At 65.0% G+C, this 17,213-nt stretch carries 14 protein-coding genes; 8 read left to right on the forward strand and 6 right to left on the reverse strand.

Annotation, left to right across the window (positions count from 1 at the left end):
* Positions 1-13: 13 nt before the first annotated feature.
* The 8 genes from D619_RS0110520 (at position 14) to D619_RS0110560 (ending at position 12,928) form a co-directional block, all read left to right on the forward strand.
* Positions 14-649 (forward strand): urea amidolyase associated protein UAAP2, encoded by a 636-nt coding sequence (locus D619_RS0110520; RefSeq protein WP_017668553.1) that lies wholly within the window; start codon positions 14-16, stop codon positions 647-649.
* Positions 646-4,236: an urea carboxylase gene (uca, locus tag D619_RS0110525; RefSeq protein WP_017668554.1), complete on the forward strand. Its 3,591-nt coding sequence runs from the start codon at positions 646-648 to the stop codon at positions 4,234-4,236. Before D619_RS0110520 ends, uca begins: the two co-directional genes overlap by 4 nt.
* Complete coding sequence (gene atzF / locus D619_RS0110530) at positions 4,233-5,996, forward strand: allophanate hydrolase (protein WP_017668555.1); 1,764 nt, start codon at positions 4,233-4,235, stop codon at positions 5,994-5,996. Before uca ends, atzF begins: the two co-directional genes overlap by 4 nt.
* Positions 5,997-6,007: 11 nt before the next feature.
* Positions 6,008-6,937 carry a hypothetical protein gene (locus D619_RS0110535; RefSeq protein WP_017668556.1) on the forward strand — a complete coding sequence of 310 codons (930 nt, stop codon included), beginning with the start codon at positions 6,008-6,010 and terminating at the stop codon, positions 6,935-6,937.
* Between the two features lie 14 nt (positions 6,938-6,951).
* Entirely contained in the window at positions 6,952-8,508 is a 1,557-nt protein-coding gene (locus D619_RS0110540) for a tetratricopeptide repeat-containing sulfotransferase family protein (protein ID WP_017668557.1), read from the forward strand.
* Positions 8,509-8,707: 199 nt separating this feature from the next.
* On the forward strand, positions 8,708-11,056 hold the full coding sequence (locus tag D619_RS0110545; protein WP_017668558.1) for a TonB-dependent receptor: 2,349 nt from the start codon (positions 8,708-8,710) through the stop codon (positions 11,054-11,056).
* Between the two features lie 184 nt (positions 11,057-11,240).
* Positions 11,241-12,221, forward strand: a complete 981-nt coding sequence (locus tag D619_RS0110555; RefSeq protein ID WP_017668559.1) for a sterol desaturase family protein — start codon at positions 11,241-11,243, stop codon at positions 12,219-12,221.
* Positions 12,218-12,928, forward strand: a complete 711-nt coding sequence (locus D619_RS0110560) for a hypothetical protein (protein WP_017668560.1) — start codon at positions 12,218-12,220, stop codon at positions 12,926-12,928. The genes D619_RS0110555 and D619_RS0110560 overlap by 4 nt, the downstream gene beginning before the upstream one ends.
* A 132-nt stretch (positions 12,929-13,060) precedes the next feature.
* Here the strand turns inward: D619_RS0110560 and D619_RS0110565 are convergent, their stop codons facing one another.
* The 6 genes from D619_RS0110565 to D619_RS0110590 form a co-directional block, all read right to left on the reverse strand.
* On the reverse strand, positions 13,061-13,369 hold the full coding sequence (locus tag D619_RS0110565; RefSeq protein ID WP_017668561.1) for a GIY-YIG nuclease family protein: 309 nt from the start codon (positions 13,367-13,369) through the stop codon (positions 13,061-13,063).
* A 133-nt stretch (positions 13,370-13,502) separates the two neighbouring features.
* Positions 13,503-14,810, reverse strand: coding sequence for an NADH-quinone oxidoreductase subunit NuoF (gene nuoF, locus D619_RS0110570; RefSeq protein WP_017668562.1), 1,308 nt, complete (start codon positions 14,808-14,810; stop codon positions 13,503-13,505).
* A complete protein-coding gene (gene nuoE, locus D619_RS0110575; protein WP_017668563.1) occupies positions 14,810-15,403 on the reverse strand; it encodes an NADH-quinone oxidoreductase subunit NuoE in 594 nt (197 codons plus the stop codon). Before nuoE ends, nuoF begins: the two co-directional genes overlap by 1 nt.
* Positions 15,396-15,653 carry a hypothetical protein gene (locus tag D619_RS0110580; RefSeq protein ID WP_017668564.1) on the reverse strand — a complete coding sequence of 86 codons (258 nt, stop codon included), beginning with the start codon at positions 15,651-15,653 and terminating at the stop codon, positions 15,396-15,398. The genes nuoE and D619_RS0110580 overlap by 8 nt, the downstream gene beginning before the upstream one ends.
* Positions 15,650-15,982: a nuclear transport factor 2 family protein gene (locus tag D619_RS0110585; protein WP_017668565.1), complete on the reverse strand. Its 333-nt coding sequence runs from the start codon at positions 15,980-15,982 to the stop codon at positions 15,650-15,652. Before D619_RS0110585 ends, D619_RS0110580 begins: the two co-directional genes overlap by 4 nt.
* Entirely contained in the window at positions 15,979-17,130 is a 1,152-nt protein-coding gene (locus tag D619_RS0110590; protein WP_243442636.1) for an NADH-quinone oxidoreductase subunit D, read from the reverse strand. Before D619_RS0110590 ends, D619_RS0110585 begins: the two co-directional genes overlap by 4 nt.
* Between the last annotated feature and the right edge of the window lie 83 nt (positions 17,131-17,213).

Genomic DNA, 17,213 nt, shown 5'->3' on the forward strand with positions numbered 1-17,213 from the left:
AAGGAACACCAACGTGAGCGCTGATCCCCATCTGAACCGCCTGCCCGGCCCCATCGTCCACGACGAGATCGTGCCCGCACGCGCGCCGTGGCTGCACAAGGTTGCAGCAGGCCAAACGCTGCGCATCGTCGATCTGGAAGGCAATCAGGCGGTCGATTTCCTGATCTATGCCGCCGCCGACGATGCCGAACGCTATTGTGCGCAAGCCACGGTGGCGGCGCAGGCGAATCTGTTCCTGCGCACCGGCACGCGGCTGATGTCCAACGAGGGCCGGCCGCTGATGACGATCACGGCCAGCGATGTGCCCTATCACGATACGATCGGCGGGGCCTGCAGCTGCGAATCCAACACGTTGCGCTATGGTCATCACACGGTGAGCCAGCATGCCTGCGTCGAGAATTTCCTCGAAGCCAATCTGCGCCAGGGCCGCGGCAAGCGCGACATCGTCCCCAACATCAATTTCTTCATGAACGTGCCGGTGGAAGAAGATGGCGCATTGGGCATCGTCGATGGCCTGTCGGCACCGGGCCTGACCGTCGATCTGCGCGCCGAGATGGATGTGATCGTTGTCGTGTCCAACTGCCCGCAGATCAACAACCCGTGCAACGCCTTCAACCCCACCCCGGTCAGAATGATCATTTCCGCATGAGCTTTGATACCGTCCTGATTGCCAACCGCGGCGCCATCGCCACGCGCATTGCCCGCACCGTAAAGGCCATGGGGCTGCGCGTGGCCGCCGTCCATTCCGATGCCGACGAAGGTTCGGCCCATGTCGCAGCGGCCGATGTGGCGGTGCGTCTGCCCGGCGACCGGCCATCGGAAACCTATCTCGATGGGGCTGCCATCATCGCGGCGGCCAAGGCAACCGGGGCCGGCGCCATCCATCCCGGCTATGGCTTTCTGGCCGAAAATGCCGAATTCGCCGAACAATGCGCGGCGGCAGGCATCATCTTCATCGGGCCGACGCCCGACAATATCCGTACCTTCGGCCTGAAGCACAGCGCCCGCGCCCTGGCCGCCGCCCATGGCGTGCCGCTGGCCCCCGGCAGCGCGCTGCTGAACGACGTTGCCGCCGCCGTGGCGGCGGCGCGTGACGTGGGCTTCCCGGTGATGCTGAAGGCGACGGCGGGCGGCGGCGGCATCGGCATGCGGGTGTGCGCTGATGAAGCGGCGCTGGCACAGGCGTTTGATGCCGTGGCGCGGCTGGGCCAGAGCAATTTTGGCGACGCCGGCGTGTTCCTGGAGCGTTTCGTCGCCCGCGCCCGCCATGTCGAAGTGCAGATCTTTGGCGACGGCCAAGGCCGGGTGATGGCGCTGGGTGAGCGGGACTGTTCCCTGCAACGCCGCAACCAGAAGGTGGTGGAAGAAGCCCCTGCCCCCGATCTGCCCGACGCCGTGCGCGCCCGGTTGATGGCAGCGGCCGTGCGACTGGGCGAAGCCGCGCGCTACAGGAACGCCGGCACCGTGGAGTTCCTGTACGACGCAGACGCACAGGATTTCTTCTTCCTTGAAATGAACACGCGGCTGCAGGTCGAACATGGCGTCACCGAAGCGGTGATGGGCATCGATCTCGTCGAATGGATGGTGCGCGGCGCGAAGGGCGATTTTGCCTTCCTCGATGCGCCGCCACCCCAACCGCAGGGCCACGCCGTGCAGGTGCGGCTCTATGCCGAAGATCCGGCGCAGGATTATCGGCCCACGACGGGCCTGCTCACGGCGGTGGAATTCCCCGGCGCTGTGCGCACCGAAACCTGGGTGGCGGCCGGCAGCCAGATCAGCGCCTTCTATGATCCGATGCTGGCCAAGCTGATCGTGCACGGCGCCACCCGCGCTGACGCCGTGGCCGCCATGGCCCGCGCGCTCGATGCCAGCCGCATCGACGGCCTGGAAACCAATCTGCGCTGGCTGCGTGACGTGGTACGGATGCCGGCCTTTGTCAGCGGCAATGTCTCGACCCGCGCCTTGAACGACGTTGTCCACCAGCCGCGCTGCATCCGCGTGCTGGCCGGCGGCACGTCGACCACTGTGCAGGATTGGCCGGGCCGGCTGCATTACTGGGCGGTGGGCGTGCCGCCGTCTGGCCCGATGGACGATCTGTCGTTCCGGCTCGGCAACCGCCTGCTTGGCAATGATGAAGGCACTGCCGGCCTGGAAATCACCGTCACCGGCCCCAGCCTCAGTTTCGCCGCACCCACGCGCATCTGCCTGACCGGCGCCGATTTCGCCGCCACGCTGGACGGCGTGCCCGTGCCGCGCGGCGTCGCCATCGACGTGGTGGCCGGCCAGGTGCTCACGATGGGCCGGGCCAAGGGCGGCGGCTTTCGCGGCTATCTGCTGGTGGCGGGCGGGTTCGACCTAGCGCCCTATCTGGGCAGCCGCGCCACCTTCGATCTGGGCGGCTTTGGCGGCCACGGCGCACGCCGCTTGCTGGCGGGAGACGTGCTGCATCTGGGCGATGCGGCCACCGGGCCGGCATTGGCCGCGGCGCAACTGCCGGCGCTGCCGAACAGCTGGTCGCTGCGGGTCATCTACGGCCCGCACGGGGCGCCCGATTTCTTCACCGCCGACGATATCGCCACCGTCGTTTCGGCCGATTGGCAGGTGCATTACAACAGCAACCGCACCGGCGTGCGCCTGATCGGCCCCAAGCCGGCGTGGGCACGGGCGGACGGGGGTGAGGCCGGGCTGCACCCGTCCAACATCCACGACAATGCCTATGCCATCGGCGCCGTCGATTTCACCGGCGACATGCCGATCATCCTTGGCCCCGACGGGCCATCGCTGGGCGGCTTCGTCTGCCCGTTCGTGGTGATCGCGGCTGATCGCTGGAAGATCGGCCAGCTCACCCCCGGTGACACGCTGCGCTTCGTGCCGGTCACGCTGGATGATGCCCGTGCCGCCGATGCCGCCGCTGCCGCGCTGCTGGCCCACGGCACCGCGATCACCGAAGGCCCGGCCTGCGCCATCACTGCCCTGTCGCCGATCCTGGCCGACACGCCGGCTGCTGGCGCCCGCCCGCGCGCCGTCTACCGCGCCCAGGGTGACCGCAATATCCTCGTCGAATATGGGCCCATCGTGCTCGATATCGAGCTGCGTATCCGCATCGAGGCGCTGGCCACCGAACTGGCCCGAATGAACGTCCCCGGTGTCATCGACATCGTCCCCGGCATCCGATCCCTGCAGCTGCATTTCGATGGCAAATTGCTCGATCAGGCCGGCGCGCTGGCCGTGCTGCTGGGCGCCGACGACCGGCTGGGCGCGCTGGAGGATTTCACTATCCCCTCGCGCATTGTCCACCTGCCGTTGAGCTGGCGCGATCCAGCCACGATCGAGACGATCACCAAATATATGTCTGCCGTGCGTGACGACGCGCCCTGGTGCCCGGACAACATCGAGTTCATCCGCCGCGTCAACGGCCTGCCCGATGTGGCCGCCGTGGAGGATCTGATCTTCAACGCCAGCTATCTCGTGCTGGGCCTCGGCGATGTCTATCTCGGTGCACCGGTCGCGACGCCGGTCGATCCGCGCCACCGGCTGGTTACCACCAAATACAACCCGGCCCGCACCTGGACCCCGCCCAACGTCGTTGGCATCGGCGGCGCCTATATGTGCATCTATGGCATGGAAGGGCCGGGCGGATACCAATTGTTCGGCCGCACCGTGCAGGTGTGGAACACCCATCGCCAGACCGACGCCTTCATCGAGGGCAAGCCGTGGCTGCTGCGCTTCTTCGATGAAATCCGCTTCTTCCCGGTCAGCGCCGAGGAACTGGCGTTGTGGCGGCGCGATTTCCCCAGCGGCCGCCAGGCCATCCGCATCGAGCCTTCCGAATTCCGCCTCGCCGATTATCGCCGCTTCCTCGCCGACAACGCGGCCAGCATCGCTGCCTTCCAGTCCGTGCGTCAGGCCGCCTTTGACGATGAGCGCGCCGCCTGGGCCGCCAGCGGCGAATTTGACCGGATTGCCGCCATCAGCAGCGACGACGCACCGGCCGCGGCCGAGATCATCGTGCCCGACGGCAGCGAGCTGGTGGAATCGCCCTTTGGCGGCAGCGTGTGGAAATTGCTGGTCGCTCCCGGCGACACGGTGGCCGCCGGCGACACCATCGCCATCATCGAAGCCATGAAGATGGAATGCCCGGTCGAAAGCCCGGCGGCCGGCACCGTGGTCGCCCTCTATCTGGAGGAAGGCAAGCCCGTGCAGCCCGGTGCCCCCATGCTGGCGTTGCAGCCATGAGCCGTCTCAGCGTCTCCACCATCGCCGCCGCCATCAACAGCGGCACCAGCACGGCCGAAACGATCATGGCCGAAACCCTCGCCCGTCTGGCCGCCTATGATGCGGTGCAGCCGCAGGCCTGGATCAGCCGCGCCGCGCCGGAGGCCCTGCTGGCCCAGGCGCGCGCCATCGATGCGCGCATCGCGGCCGGCGAAACCCTGCCGCTGGCCGGCGTGCCCTATGCCGCGAAAGACAATATCGATGTCGCCGGCCTTGCCACCACGGCGGCCTGCCCGGCCTTCGCCTATCAGCCCACAGCCTCTGCCGGCGTCATCGAACGGCTTGCCGCGGCCGGCGCCATCTGTGTGGGCAAGACCAATCTCGATCAGTTCGCCACCGGCCTCAACGGCAGCCGCAGCCCGTACGGCGCGCCGCGCAATGTGCATAATCTGAATTATGTCAGCGGCGGCTCCAGTTCCGGCTCGGCGGTCGCGGTCGCCGCCGGGCTGGTGCCGTTTGCGCTGGGCACCGATACGGCGGGTTCCGGCCGGGTGCCGGCGGCGTTCAATCACCTGATCGGCTTCAAGCCGACGCGTGGCCGCTGGAGCACGCGCGGGCTGGTGCCGGCCTGCCGCACGCTCGATTGCATCACCATCTTCACCGATACGCCGGCCGATGCGCGGCTGCTGGATGCGGTCATCGCCGGCTTTGATGTGGCCGATGATTATTCCAAACCGCTCGCCAATCGTCCCCTCGCCCCGCGCCGCTTTGGCGTGCCGCGCCGCGACCAGATGAACTGGTTCGGCGATGGCGAAGCCGCCTTCCTGCACGACCGCGCCATGGCAACCTTGGCCGGCCTCGGTGAACTGGTCGAAATCGACATCGCACCGCTGCTCGAAGCCGCGCAATTGCTTTATGGCGGCCCATGGGTGGCCGAACGCACTGCCGCCATGGCCTCCCTCCTCGCCCGCCGTCCCGAAGCGGTTGACCCAACCGTGCGCAGCGTTGTCGAACAGGGCTGGGGCAAGAGCGCGGTTGACCTGTTCAACGCGCAATATCGCCTGGCTGCCATCAAGCGCGCCGCCGATCTGATGTGGGACCGCATCGACGTGCTGGCCTTCCCGACCACGCCCACCAGCTACCGCCTCGCCGAAATGCTGGCGGCACCGGTGGCGCTCAACAGCAATCTCGGGCTCTACACCAATTTCGTCAATCTGCTCGACATGGCCGCCATCGCCGTGCCCGCCGGCACGCGCAGCAATGGCGTTGGCCATGGCATCAGCTTCATCGGCCCGGCCGACAGCGATGTGGCGCTGATCGAACTCGCCGAAACCTGGGCGGCTGCCACCGGCCACCCGTCACCACCACCGCTCGATCTGGAGGGCAAGATGCAGACCGTGAAGCTGGCCGTTGTTGGCGCCCATTTGAAGGACATGCCGCTGCACTGGCAGCTGACCTCGCGCAATGCCGTGTTTGCTGGCGCGTTTGAAACCGCGCCCAGCTATCGCCTCTATGCCATGGCTGAAAGCACCCCGCCCAAGCCGGCGCTGGTGTTCAGCGACGATGGCGCCGCCATCAAGGTGGAAGTATATGAACTGGGCGTCGCCGAATTCGGCAGCTTTGTCGTCGATGTGCCGCCGCCGCTGGCCATCGGCACCGTCACGCTGGCCGATGGCAGCAGCGTGAAGGGCTTTGTCGCCGAACCACGGGCCTTGACCGGCGCGCAGGACATCACCCATCTGGGCGGCTGGCGCGCCTATATCGCCCAGCGTACGGCCTGAAAGGAAAACCCATGCGCCGATATCTGCTCCCCCTCTTGCTGCTTTCCGCCTGCGCCGCGACGGCGGCCAGCGATCAAGGCGGCGAGGTGCAGAAGATCGCGGATTTCGGCGATTTCCTCGTCGTCGATGGCCCGGGCGTGTGGATGACCAACAAGGGCCGCGTTGAACATTGGTCGCGCACGGGCCGCATCGCCAGCGTGCCGATGACCCGGCCGTGCGGAACGATGGCGCTGGTTGCGGGCAAGCTGTGGGTGGCCGACTGCACAGACGGCCTGCTGCAGCGCATCGATACCGCCACGGCCACCAAGACGCTGACCGTCGCCACCGGCATCGCCGACAAGACCGGCGAGATGAATGTCGTGGCCGGCGCCGGCGCCATCTGGGTGGCCAGCGATGCCAAGGGCGTCGTCGCGCGGGTCGATCCGATGAGCGGCGCCATCATCGCCCGCGTCAGTGTTGATGCCGGCACCTCCTATCTCGCCTTTGGCCACGACGCGATCTGGGCGGTGAGCGCGGGCACCCAGACGCTGCAGCGCATCGATCCCGCCAGCAACACGGTGGTGGCGCGCACGCCGCTGGGCAAGCAGCCGGGGTTCCTGACGGCCGGCGAAGGCGCGGTGTGGGTGCAGGAACAGGGTGATGGCACGCTGGCGCGCATCGATCCGGCCACCAACACGGTGAGCGGCCGCGTGAAGGTGGGCGCCAATCTGAAATGGGGCGACATCGACACCGGTGATGGCAAGGTGTGGCTGCGCACCACCGACGATCAGGAATATGCCGTGGTTGACGCCAGATCGCTGGCCATCCTGGCGCGGGTCGGCAAGCCGGTGGGCAGCGGCGCGCTGCGCTGGACACCCGACGGCGTGTGGACCAGCGCGCACGACGTGTTCACCCTCACCTTCTGGCCGGCCCCGGCAATGGGCAAGCCAAAACAGCCCTGAAGCAGGGCATGGCAATGGCAATCGCCCGGGAAGCACTGGCGCGCGGCGATCTGGCCCGTGTGCGGCAACTGGCGCTGGTGATGGCCGCTGCCGCAGAGCCGGCTGCCAGCGCCGAAGGCCGCTTCCTGCTCGGCATTGCCGATGCCAGCGAAAACCGCATCAGCGCCGGCCTCGCCCATATCGAGGCCGCCGTCGCGCTGGCCCCATCGGCCGAATATCAGGCGCAGCGGGCGCGGCTGCTGATGCTGCTGCGCCGTGATGCCGAGGCAGCGGCGGCCGCCAGCGCTGCCGAAGCGCTGGGGCCGCGCGATGCGCTGAGTTTCGATACGATCGGCAATATCCAGGCCCGGCTGGGCGATCATGCCGCCGCCGTGCGCAACTTCCGCGCCGCGGTCGCGCGTGAGGCCAGCAATGACGAATATCGGCTGAACCTCGCCATGTCGCTGGGCTTTGTTGGCGAGGTGGCCGCCGCGGCCGCCGAACATGAGACGATCCTGCAGCGCGCGCCGGCCAATGGCCGCGTCCATCTCGCGCTGGCCGGGCTTGGCAAGGCCAGCCGCGCGGCCAATCACCTGGCCCGCATGGAAGCCATATTGGCCCGCCGCCCCGGGCCGGACGATGAACTGCGCATCCGCTATGCGCTGGCCAAGGAATATGAGGATGTTGGCGAGCCGGAACGCGCGCGCCAGCATCTCGATTGCGCCAACGCCGCCCACCGCCGCCGCATCGGCTATGATTTCGCCCGCGACGCCGCGATCTTCGACGCGCTGGAAACCGGCTTTGCCAATCCCGGCCATTTCCAGGGTGACAGCCAGCAGACCGAAGCCCCGATCTTCATCACCGGCATGCCGCGTACCGGGACCACCCTGGTGGACCGCATCCTTTCGTCGCACCCAGACGTGCACAGCGCTGGCGAGCTGCAGGCGATGCCACTGGCGGTGAAGCTGCTGTCAAACACGCGGTCGCGCTTTGTCACTGATCCCGACACGATTGCGGCGTCGGCCGGCCTGTCGCCCGATGCCGTCGGCCGCGCCTATCTCGATCGCGCGCACCAGCATCTGTTGCGGCGCGATGGCCGCTTCATCGACAAGTTGCCGGCCAATTTTCTCTACATCGGCCACATCGCCCGCGCCCTGCCGCAAGCCAGCATCATCTGCCTGCGCCGGCATCCGATGGATACGATCTGGAGCAATTACAAGAATCTGTTTGCCACCACCTCGCCCTATTATGGCTACAGCTATGATCTGATGGATATCGCCCGCTATTATGTGCGGTTCGACCGGCTGATGCGACTGTGGGCAGCGCTGTTCCCCGGCCGCATATTGCAGCTGCACTATGAGGAACTGGTCGCGGATCAGGCCGGGCAGAGCCAGCGACTGTTCGCCCATTGCGGCCTTGGCTGGACAGAGGCAGCGCTGGATTTCCACACCAACAGCGCCGCGGTCGCCACGCCCAGCGCGGCCCAGGTGCGTCGGCCCATCTATCGCGATGCGGTGGCCCGCTGGCGCACGCACGAAGCCGCCATGGCCCCGGTGGCAGACTATCTGGCGCAGCACGATATCAAGGTCTGATCGTCACGGCGCGGCATGTGACATTTCTGCTACGTCAAACGCCCATTGGCGCTCCCTCGCCTGTCCATGCTGAATTGTTGCGTTGCAATATTCGCAGCGGGATTCGAGGGCGGTCGAAATGCAGAAATTTGTTCGGGCACAAATAGTTGCAACCACTTTTCTGGCCGGTTTGCCGCATATTGCATCCGCACAGGTGCAAGTGGCAGCCGCTGCCGACGATGGCGACCAGACCATTGTCGTCACCGCCACCCGCCGTTCCGAACGTCTGCAGGATGTGCCGATCAATATTTCGGCCGTTGATGCCGGCCAGCTGGCCCAGCAGCGCCTGAACGACATTCGGGATCTGGGCGCCTTCACGCCGGGCATCACCGTCACCGATACCGGCCCGCGCGGCGCCGGCACCATCGTCATGCGCGGTCTTTCGGCCGACGACAGCAGCACCTTTGCCGACAATGGCAACAGCGCCATCGGCGTCTATCTTGGCGAAGTGCCGCTCTATCTCGATTTCAAGCTGATCGACATGGAACGCGTCGAAGTGCTGCTGGGGCCGCAGGGCACGCTTTATGGCCTCGGCACGCTGGCCGGCGCCATCCGCTACATCCCGGTACGGCCCGACAGCACCCAATTCAGTGGCTATGTCCATGGCCGCGGCTTTGGCGTGAGCGAGAGCAGCAGTTTCGGCTATGTCGCCGATGGCGCGGTCAACGTGCCGATCATCAAGGACCGGCTCGCCTTCCGCAGCGCCACCGGCTATTATTTCGATCCGGGCTTCATCGATTATCCCTTCACCGTGCAGCAGATCGGCGTGTCGCTGCCGCAGCCGGGCCCGGCCAGCAACCCGCTCGGCACCGAAGCCCAGCGCTCGGCCAATTTCCGCCGCGAACGCGACGTGAACTATGGCAAGACCTTCACCACCCGCAACCAGCTGGGCCTGACGCTCGACAATCTCAACGCCTATCTGACCTATGCCTATCAGGAAGTGCGCACCGGCGGCCGTCAGGCCAATGGCGGCGGCGTGGTGGGCGAAGGCCGCTACGAAGGCCCGTGGCGCGTGCGCGAACCGGCCACCCGCCGGTCTCACCTCGTCAGCCTCGAAGTCGAAGCCAATCTGGGTGAGGTGGCGCAACTCGTTTCGTCCAGCGCCTTCACCTACACCCAGAACGACAGCTCGGTGGACGTCACCGATCTGCTGCTCGATCTCGATTATGGCTATGAAAGCTTCCCGGCCTTCACCGGCTTCACCCGCTCCACCGCCCGCTCGCGCCAGTTCAACCAGGAACTGCGGCTGGTGTCCAAGCATGGCGGGCCGTTCAGCTGGGTGCTCGGCGGCTTCTACAACGAGGTGCAGGGCCGCACCAGCTATCGCGAGTTCATCCCCGGCTTTGGCGCGTCACCCACCGGCATCGATTTCGGCGTGATCCCCAATGCCGACGACAATGAATATGCCTCGTTCGGCCGCAACACGATCAAGGAACGGGCGGTATTTGGCGAAGTCACCTGGAAGGTGACGCCCGAATGGCAGATCACCGGTGGCCTGCGCTATTACAGCTATGATCTGGATCGGATCGGCGGTTCCACCCTGCCCTATTACGACGGACCGGTGGCCAGCGACGATGATATCCCGTCAAGCACCGGCCAGGCCAAGTCCGATGGCTTTGTCTACAAGCTCAACACCTCCTACAAGTTCAGCCCCGATGCGCTGATCTATGCCACCTACAGCACCGGCTATCGCATCGGCGGCGCCAACACCGGGGCGGCGCCCTGCGTGTTGCCGCTCAACCCCAATATCCAGAATATCTGCGCCCTGCCCAACGAGCTGTTCTTCGGTCCGGATGAGACCGAGAATTTCGAACTGGGCCTGCGCGCCGGCCTGTTCAACAACAAGCTGACGCTCAATCTGTCGGCCTTCCAGGTCAATTGGGACGGGATCCAGCTGGCCAGTTCCACCATCAACGGCGCCATCGGCATCACCGCCAACGGCGGCAAGGCCCGCAACCGCGGCTTCGACATGTCGTTCAATGCCCAGGTCACCAATCGCCTGTCACTGCGCGGCAACTACAGCTACCTGGATGCCAAGCTGACCGAAGGCGTGCCGGAACTGCTGCAGATCCGCACCAGCCAGGACCCGCGTAACCGGCCGAAATTCTCGCGCGTGGACGTGCTGGCCGGCGACCGCCTGCCCGGTTCGGCCCGGCACAGCGGTTCGCTCGCGGCCAATTATCTGCTGCCCGTCGGCGATGATGAGGATCTGAATTTCAACTGGACCGCCACCTATATCGGCGACATCCTCACCCGCGTCGGCGGTCGCGGCTTTGGCGAAACCCTGCCGGGCTATGTCACCCACCGCGCTGCCATCACCTATAGCACGGGCAAGGCCTTCCAGATGTCGCTGTTTGCCAACAACATCTTCGACAAATATGCCGTGACGGGCGTCAGCAATGATCGCAGCCGCTTTGGCTTCGTCAATGGCGGCGTCATCTCGCGCTATTATGCCCGTTCGGTGCTGACACCGCGCGTGGTGGGTGTCGAAGCCACGTTCAACTTCTGATATGGTCCGGCCGGGGGATTGCAGCGCAGGGTTGCTGCAGTCACCCTGCTGGCCCGTTGGCCTTGCTGTTTGCGTCGCATGATGGTCCTGCGGCAAATTGGTGCTACGTCCGTTGGCGTATGCGTGGCCGGGGGGAAGTCGACCATAGTCCTGATGGGCCGGTTGATTGCGGGGGAATGACTTCATGGCTGGGGTTCGTGTCGGCAACAGGATCATCGGGGCAGAGGCGCCGGTCACCATCGGCTGGGAAAATGTGCCGCGCGTGGAAGGCAGCCGCCTCAAGGTGCTGTTCTTCACCTGGTTTCAGCCGGCCGTGCTCTTCTGCGCCATCCTGTTCTGGTATTATGCCCCCAACAGCATCGCCAAGGCCTCGGTCGCCTTCGGCATCGGCCTCGGCTTCCGGCTGATCCTGTTCACGCTGGAATGGTTCTTCCCGCGCCACGAAAGCTGGAAGATGACGTGGAAGGAACTGGCGGTCGATCTGTTCTATGTCGGCCTGGGCGCCACCATATTGGAAACGGTGGACGGCTTCATCGGCAGCGACGTGTTGATCGAACTGGTGCGGGACTCGTTCGAATGGGACAAACTCGCCTGGTTCATTGGCCTGCCGCTGCTGCTGCAAGCCTTCCTGATCTCGTTCATCTTCGATTTCGGCCAATATTGGATGCACCGCGGCATGCACAACTGGTACCCGCTGTGGCTGACCCACAAGATCCACCACTACATCACCCAGTTCAACATCAACAAGGGCGCTGTCGGCAACCCGATCGAGCTGTTCCTGATTGGCCTGGGCATCGGCGGCTTCTTCGATTTCCTGCCGCGCGCCTTCCTGCTTTCGGGCGCCATCGGCATGGCCGTCGGCAGCTACATGCACTTGAACGTGCGTTTCAACACGCCGAGCTGGTGGCGTTTCCTGTTCAACACCACCGAACATCACAGCATTCACCACAGCCAGGATTATGAAGCGACCCGCAGCAATTTTGCCGGCATCTACATCTTCATCGATCGCATCTTTGGCACCTGTGTTGATGGCGAAGCCGAAATCCTGGGCCAGGATGGCGGCCGCCGCATGTCGATCCCCGAACAGATGCTGCACCCGTTCACCGAGGGCTGGAAAGACGCCCGCAAGCGTTTTGGCGCATCATCGACTGTGCCCGCAGAGTGACGCCGGAAACCGCCCCGACGTCCCTCACCCCGGAGGCTGCTGCCGCCAGGCTTGCCGCGCCAGCGGATACCAGTGACAGCCTGTGGCGTCATCTGCGGCCCATCTGGCACATCCAGGGGGAAGTGCCCCTGCCCGATGGCCAGCCGGCAAGCCTTGCGCTCGATCGGCTGGAGCCCTTGTTCCACGCCGTGGGCACGCGCCACGAGCGCCTGCGTGATGGCCTGATCTTTCACAAGAAGGACCCGGCCGCACAGGATCGGCTGGCCGTGTTCGACAGCGGCATCCTGCACGTCGAGAGCGGCGCCGATGGCCCGGTGCTGCGCTATCAGATGCGCAGCCGCATCCTGCTCGCCTGCTTCCTGGCACCGCTGCTGTTCCTGAGCTTTGCCCAGATCACCATCTGGACCGACAAGAAGCCCGACACGGCGGCCAGCAAGACCGAGAAGGCCAAGAAGAAGAAGAAGGCGCTCAAGGAACTGCCGCGCCACCCCATCGATATCGCCCTGGGCGCCCCGCCGCCCAAATCCATCAAGGAACGCGAGAAGGACAGGGCGGAAAAGGAAAAGGAGCCGGCCTCAACCACCCCGGCATTCGTGTTCGCCGGAATCTTTGCCGCGCTTTACCTGGTCGGCCGTTTTCTGGAGCAAAGGCTGGCGGCCCGCCTGTTCCGCAGGGCGCTGCATGGCGAGGAACCGGGCTCCTCATAAGCCCCCACCCCGGTCATGCTGGCGCAGGCCAGCATCCACTGTGGAAAATGGACCCACTCAGCAACCAAAAGGACCCAGGCGGAAAGGTGGATGCTGGCCTTCGCCAGCATGACAGGTGAAGTTGTAGGGTGCTCAATCCCCAATCGGTGGAAAGCCCCAATCGACGGCCAGATCCAGCCACTGCGGGTTGTGCTCCTCGATCAGCCGGATCTTCCAGTCCCGCTTCCAAAACTTCATCGCCTTCTCGCGACGGATGGTATCGGCAATGTCGGGATAGGCCTCGTTCCAGACCAGCCGCTTCACGTTGTAGCGCGCGGTGAAGCCTTCGAAGTGACCCATTCGATGTTGCTGCACGCGGTTCATCAGGTTGGAGGTTACGCCGAGATACAACGTCCCGCGCGGCGCACTGGCCATGAGATAAACCCAACCGGGCTTGGACACTGTCTGCACCCTTCCATGTCATGCTGGCGCAGGCCAGCATCCACCGTGGAACGCAGGCCCACTCAACAATCAAACAAGGGCCCTGGCGGCATGATGGATGCTGGCCTTCACCAGCATGACACGACTTGGGAAATTACTCCGCCGCGATCCCCATCGCCGGCACCTGCACAAAGCCCTTGCGCTTCGCGATCCGCGCCTCGATCTCCGGGCGGAAATGCCGGATCAGGCCCTGGATCGGCCAGGCCGCCGCGTCGCCCAGTGCGCAGATGGTGTGGCCTTCCACCTGGGTGGTCACTTCCAGCAGCATGTCGATCTCGTGCGGTTCGGCGTCGCCGGTCACCAGCCGTTCCATCACCCGCCACATCCAGCCGGTGCCTTCGCGGCACGGCGTGCACTGGCCGCAGCTTTCATGCTTGTAGAAGTAGGACAGGCGCGCAATCGCCCGCACGATGTCGGTGGATTTGTCCATCACGATCACCGCGGCGGTGCCGAGGCCGGATTTCAGATCGCGCAGGGCGTCGAAATCCATCGGCGCATCGATGATCTGGTGCGCCGGCACCAGCGGCACCGAGGAGCCACCGGGGATGACCGCCAGCAGATTGTCCCAGCCGCCACGAATGCCGCCGCAATGGGCTTCGATCAGTTCGCGGAAGGGGATGCTCATCGCCTCTTCCACCACACACGGCTTGTTCACATGGCCCGAAATCTGGAACAGCTTGGTGCCTTCGTTCTTGGGCCGGCCGATGGCGGCAAACCATTCCGGGCCACGGCGCAGGATGGTCGGCACCACGGCGATGGACTCGACGTTATTCACCGTGGTCGGGTTGCCATAGAGGCCGGCGCCAGCCGGGAACGGCGGCTTCAGGCGCGGCTGGCCCTTCTTGCCTTCCAGGCTTTCGATCATCGCGGTTTCTTCGCCGCAAATATAAGCGCCGCCGCCGCGATGCACGACGACATCGAAATCATAGCCCGTGCCGCAGGCGTTCTTCCCGATCAGGCCGGCGGCATAAGCCTCCTCGACGGCCGCCATCAGCACCTTGGCTTCGGCAATATATTCGCCGCGGATATAGATGAACGCCGCGCGCGCCCGCATGGCAAAGCCGGCGATCAGCGCGCCTTCGATCAGCTTGTGCGGATCGTGGCGGATGATCTCGCGATCCTTGCAGCTGCCAGGTTCGGATTCATCGGCGTTGATCACCAGATAGCTCGGCCGGTCCGGGTTCGGCGTCTTGGGCATGAAGCTCCACTTCATCCCGGTCGGGAAGCCGGCGCCGCCGCGCCCGCGCAGGCCACTGGCCTTCACCGCGTCGATCAGCGCATCCGGGCCAATGCTCATCAGCTCCTTGGTGTCGGCCCAATCGCCGCGCTTTTTCGCGGCATCGAGGGTCCACGGCTGGAAGCCATAGAGGTTGGTGAAGATGCGATCCTTGTCGGCCAGCATCACACCATCTCCTTGCATGTCGTCGGGCCACCTTCGGGGCACGAAGCGGTGCGGCCGATCTGGCTGCCCACCTTCGGTTCCTCGCCACGCGCCAGCATGTCCAGGATGGCGGACATGCTGTCGTAGCTCAGGTCTTCATAATTATGATCATTGATCTGCACCATCGGCGCATTGGCGCAGGCGCCCAGGCATTCGACTTCGGTCAGGGTGAACAGGCCATCCGCCGTGGTGGCGCCCTTCTTCATCCCCTTGTCCTTGCAGGCCTTCATGATGTCGTCGCTGCCACGCAGCATGCACGGCGTGGTCCCGCAGACCTGCACGTGGAAGCGGCCGATCGGCTTCAGATTGTACATGGTGTAGAAGCTGGCGACTTCATAGGCGCGGATATAGGGCATGCCGATCTGGTTCGCGACGAACTCGATCACCGGCACCGGCAGCCAGGCCACGCCCGTCATGTCCCGCACCTGATATTGCGCCAGCCACAACAGCGGCATCACCGCGCTGGCCTGGCGACCGGGCGGATAGAGGCCAATCAGGCGCTCGGCCTCGGCGGCGTTCTGGTGAGTCCAGGTGAAATCGGCGAAATCAGTCATTGCTCTTGCCTTCAAGGCGGGCGCGACGGTCGCGCAACTTGGGCGTGACGGCGGCTTCCCACACACCATATCGCAGGGCCGGGATGATCCAGGCAAATTGGGCCGGCAGCTGCCACAGTTCGGGCAGTCGCAGGAAACCGGCATAATGCGCGCAGCTCAGCACGAACGCGGCGATCGACACACCGGCCACCAGCACATGATTGGCATGCAGCCAGTCATCGACAGTGGTGATGGCGTGCCACAGGTTCACCGGATGAACTCCACGCGGCTGCAAAGCTCGCCCTCGAAACTGTAGACGCTCATCACCTCGAACGGCTCGCCATCGTTCGTGCGCCACACCTTCTCGTGCAGCACGGCAAACGGCCCCAGTTCGTATCCGGTGATGATTTCGGCGCGGTTTTCGGGGAATTGCGCGAACATCGCCTTCAGGCCCGCCCGCACGCCTTCCTTGCCGTCGCGCAGCGCCGCACCGCGATAGCCGGCCTCCACCGCATCGTCGGTCATCAGCGCCACATAGGCATCGGCATCCTGCGCGTTGTAATGCGCGATCATCGCCTCGGCGATTTCAAGGCGTGTCACCGGTCAACCTCGCCAAACACGATGTCCAGAGAACCCAGCACCGCCGGCGCGTCGGCCAGCAGATGGCCCTTGCACAGGAAATCCATCGCCTGCAGGTGCGCCATGCCGGTGGCGCGGATGTGGCAGCGCCACGGCTTGTTGGTGCCATCGGCCACCATGTAGATGCCGAATTCGCCCTTGGGGCTTTCGGTCGCCACATAGGCATCGCCGGCCGGCACGTGCAGGCCTTCGGTGTAGAGCTTGAAATGGTGGATCAGCGCTTCCATCGAACGCTTCATCTCGCCGCGCGAGGGCGGCGCCACCTTGCGATTGTCGGTGATGTGGCTGCCGGCCGGCATGTCCTTCACGCACTGCTTGATGATCTTCAGGCTCTCGCGCATTTCCTGCATCCGCACCATGAAGCGGGCATAGCAATCGCCGTCGTTGGACACCGGCACGTCGAAATCCATCAGGTGATAGGCGTCGTACGGCTGGGCCTTGCGGATATCCCAGGCCACGCCCGAAGCGCGGATGCACGGCCCGGTGAAGCCCCAGTTGATGGCGTCTTCCCTGGAGATCACGCCGATATCGACATTGCGCTGCTTGAAGATGCGATTGTCCGCCACCAGGCCCTGAAATTCATCGAGCAGGCGCGGGAAGCCCTCACACCAGGCGCCAATATCTTCCAGCAGGCCAGCCGGCAGATCCTGATGCACGCCGCCCGGGCGGAACCAGGCCGCATGGAAACGCGCACCCGACACGCGTTCATAGAATTCCATCAGCTTTTCGCGTTCCTCGAACAGCCACAGCATCGGCGTCATCGCGCCAACGTCCATCGCGTGCGCGGTGGTGTTGAGGATGTGATTGAGAATGCGGGTGATTTCCGCAAACATCGTGCGGATATATTTCGCCCGCAGCGGCACCTCGATGCCGGCCAGCTTCTCGATGGCCAGCACATAGCTGTGCTCCATGCACATCGGCGACACATAATCGAGGCGGTCCATATAGGGCAGCGCCTGCAGATAGGTCTTGTACTCGATCAGTTTCTCGGTGCCGCGATGCAGCAGGCCGATGTGCGGATCGCAGCGTTCGATGATCTCGCCGTCCAGTTCCATCACCAGGCGCAGCACGCCGTGGGCCGCCGGATGCTGCGGCCCGAAATTGATCATGTAGTTCTGGATTTCATTGCCGTCCTTGGCGGGCAGCACGTCAGTGGTGTCTCCGGCTGTCCAGGCGACGCCGGCATTGCCCA

Origin of the sequence: Sandarakinorhabdus sp. AAP62 (assembly GCF_000331225.1) — a bacterium.
Lineage (GTDB): Bacteria > Pseudomonadota > Alphaproteobacteria > Sphingomonadales > Sphingomonadaceae > Sandarakinorhabdus.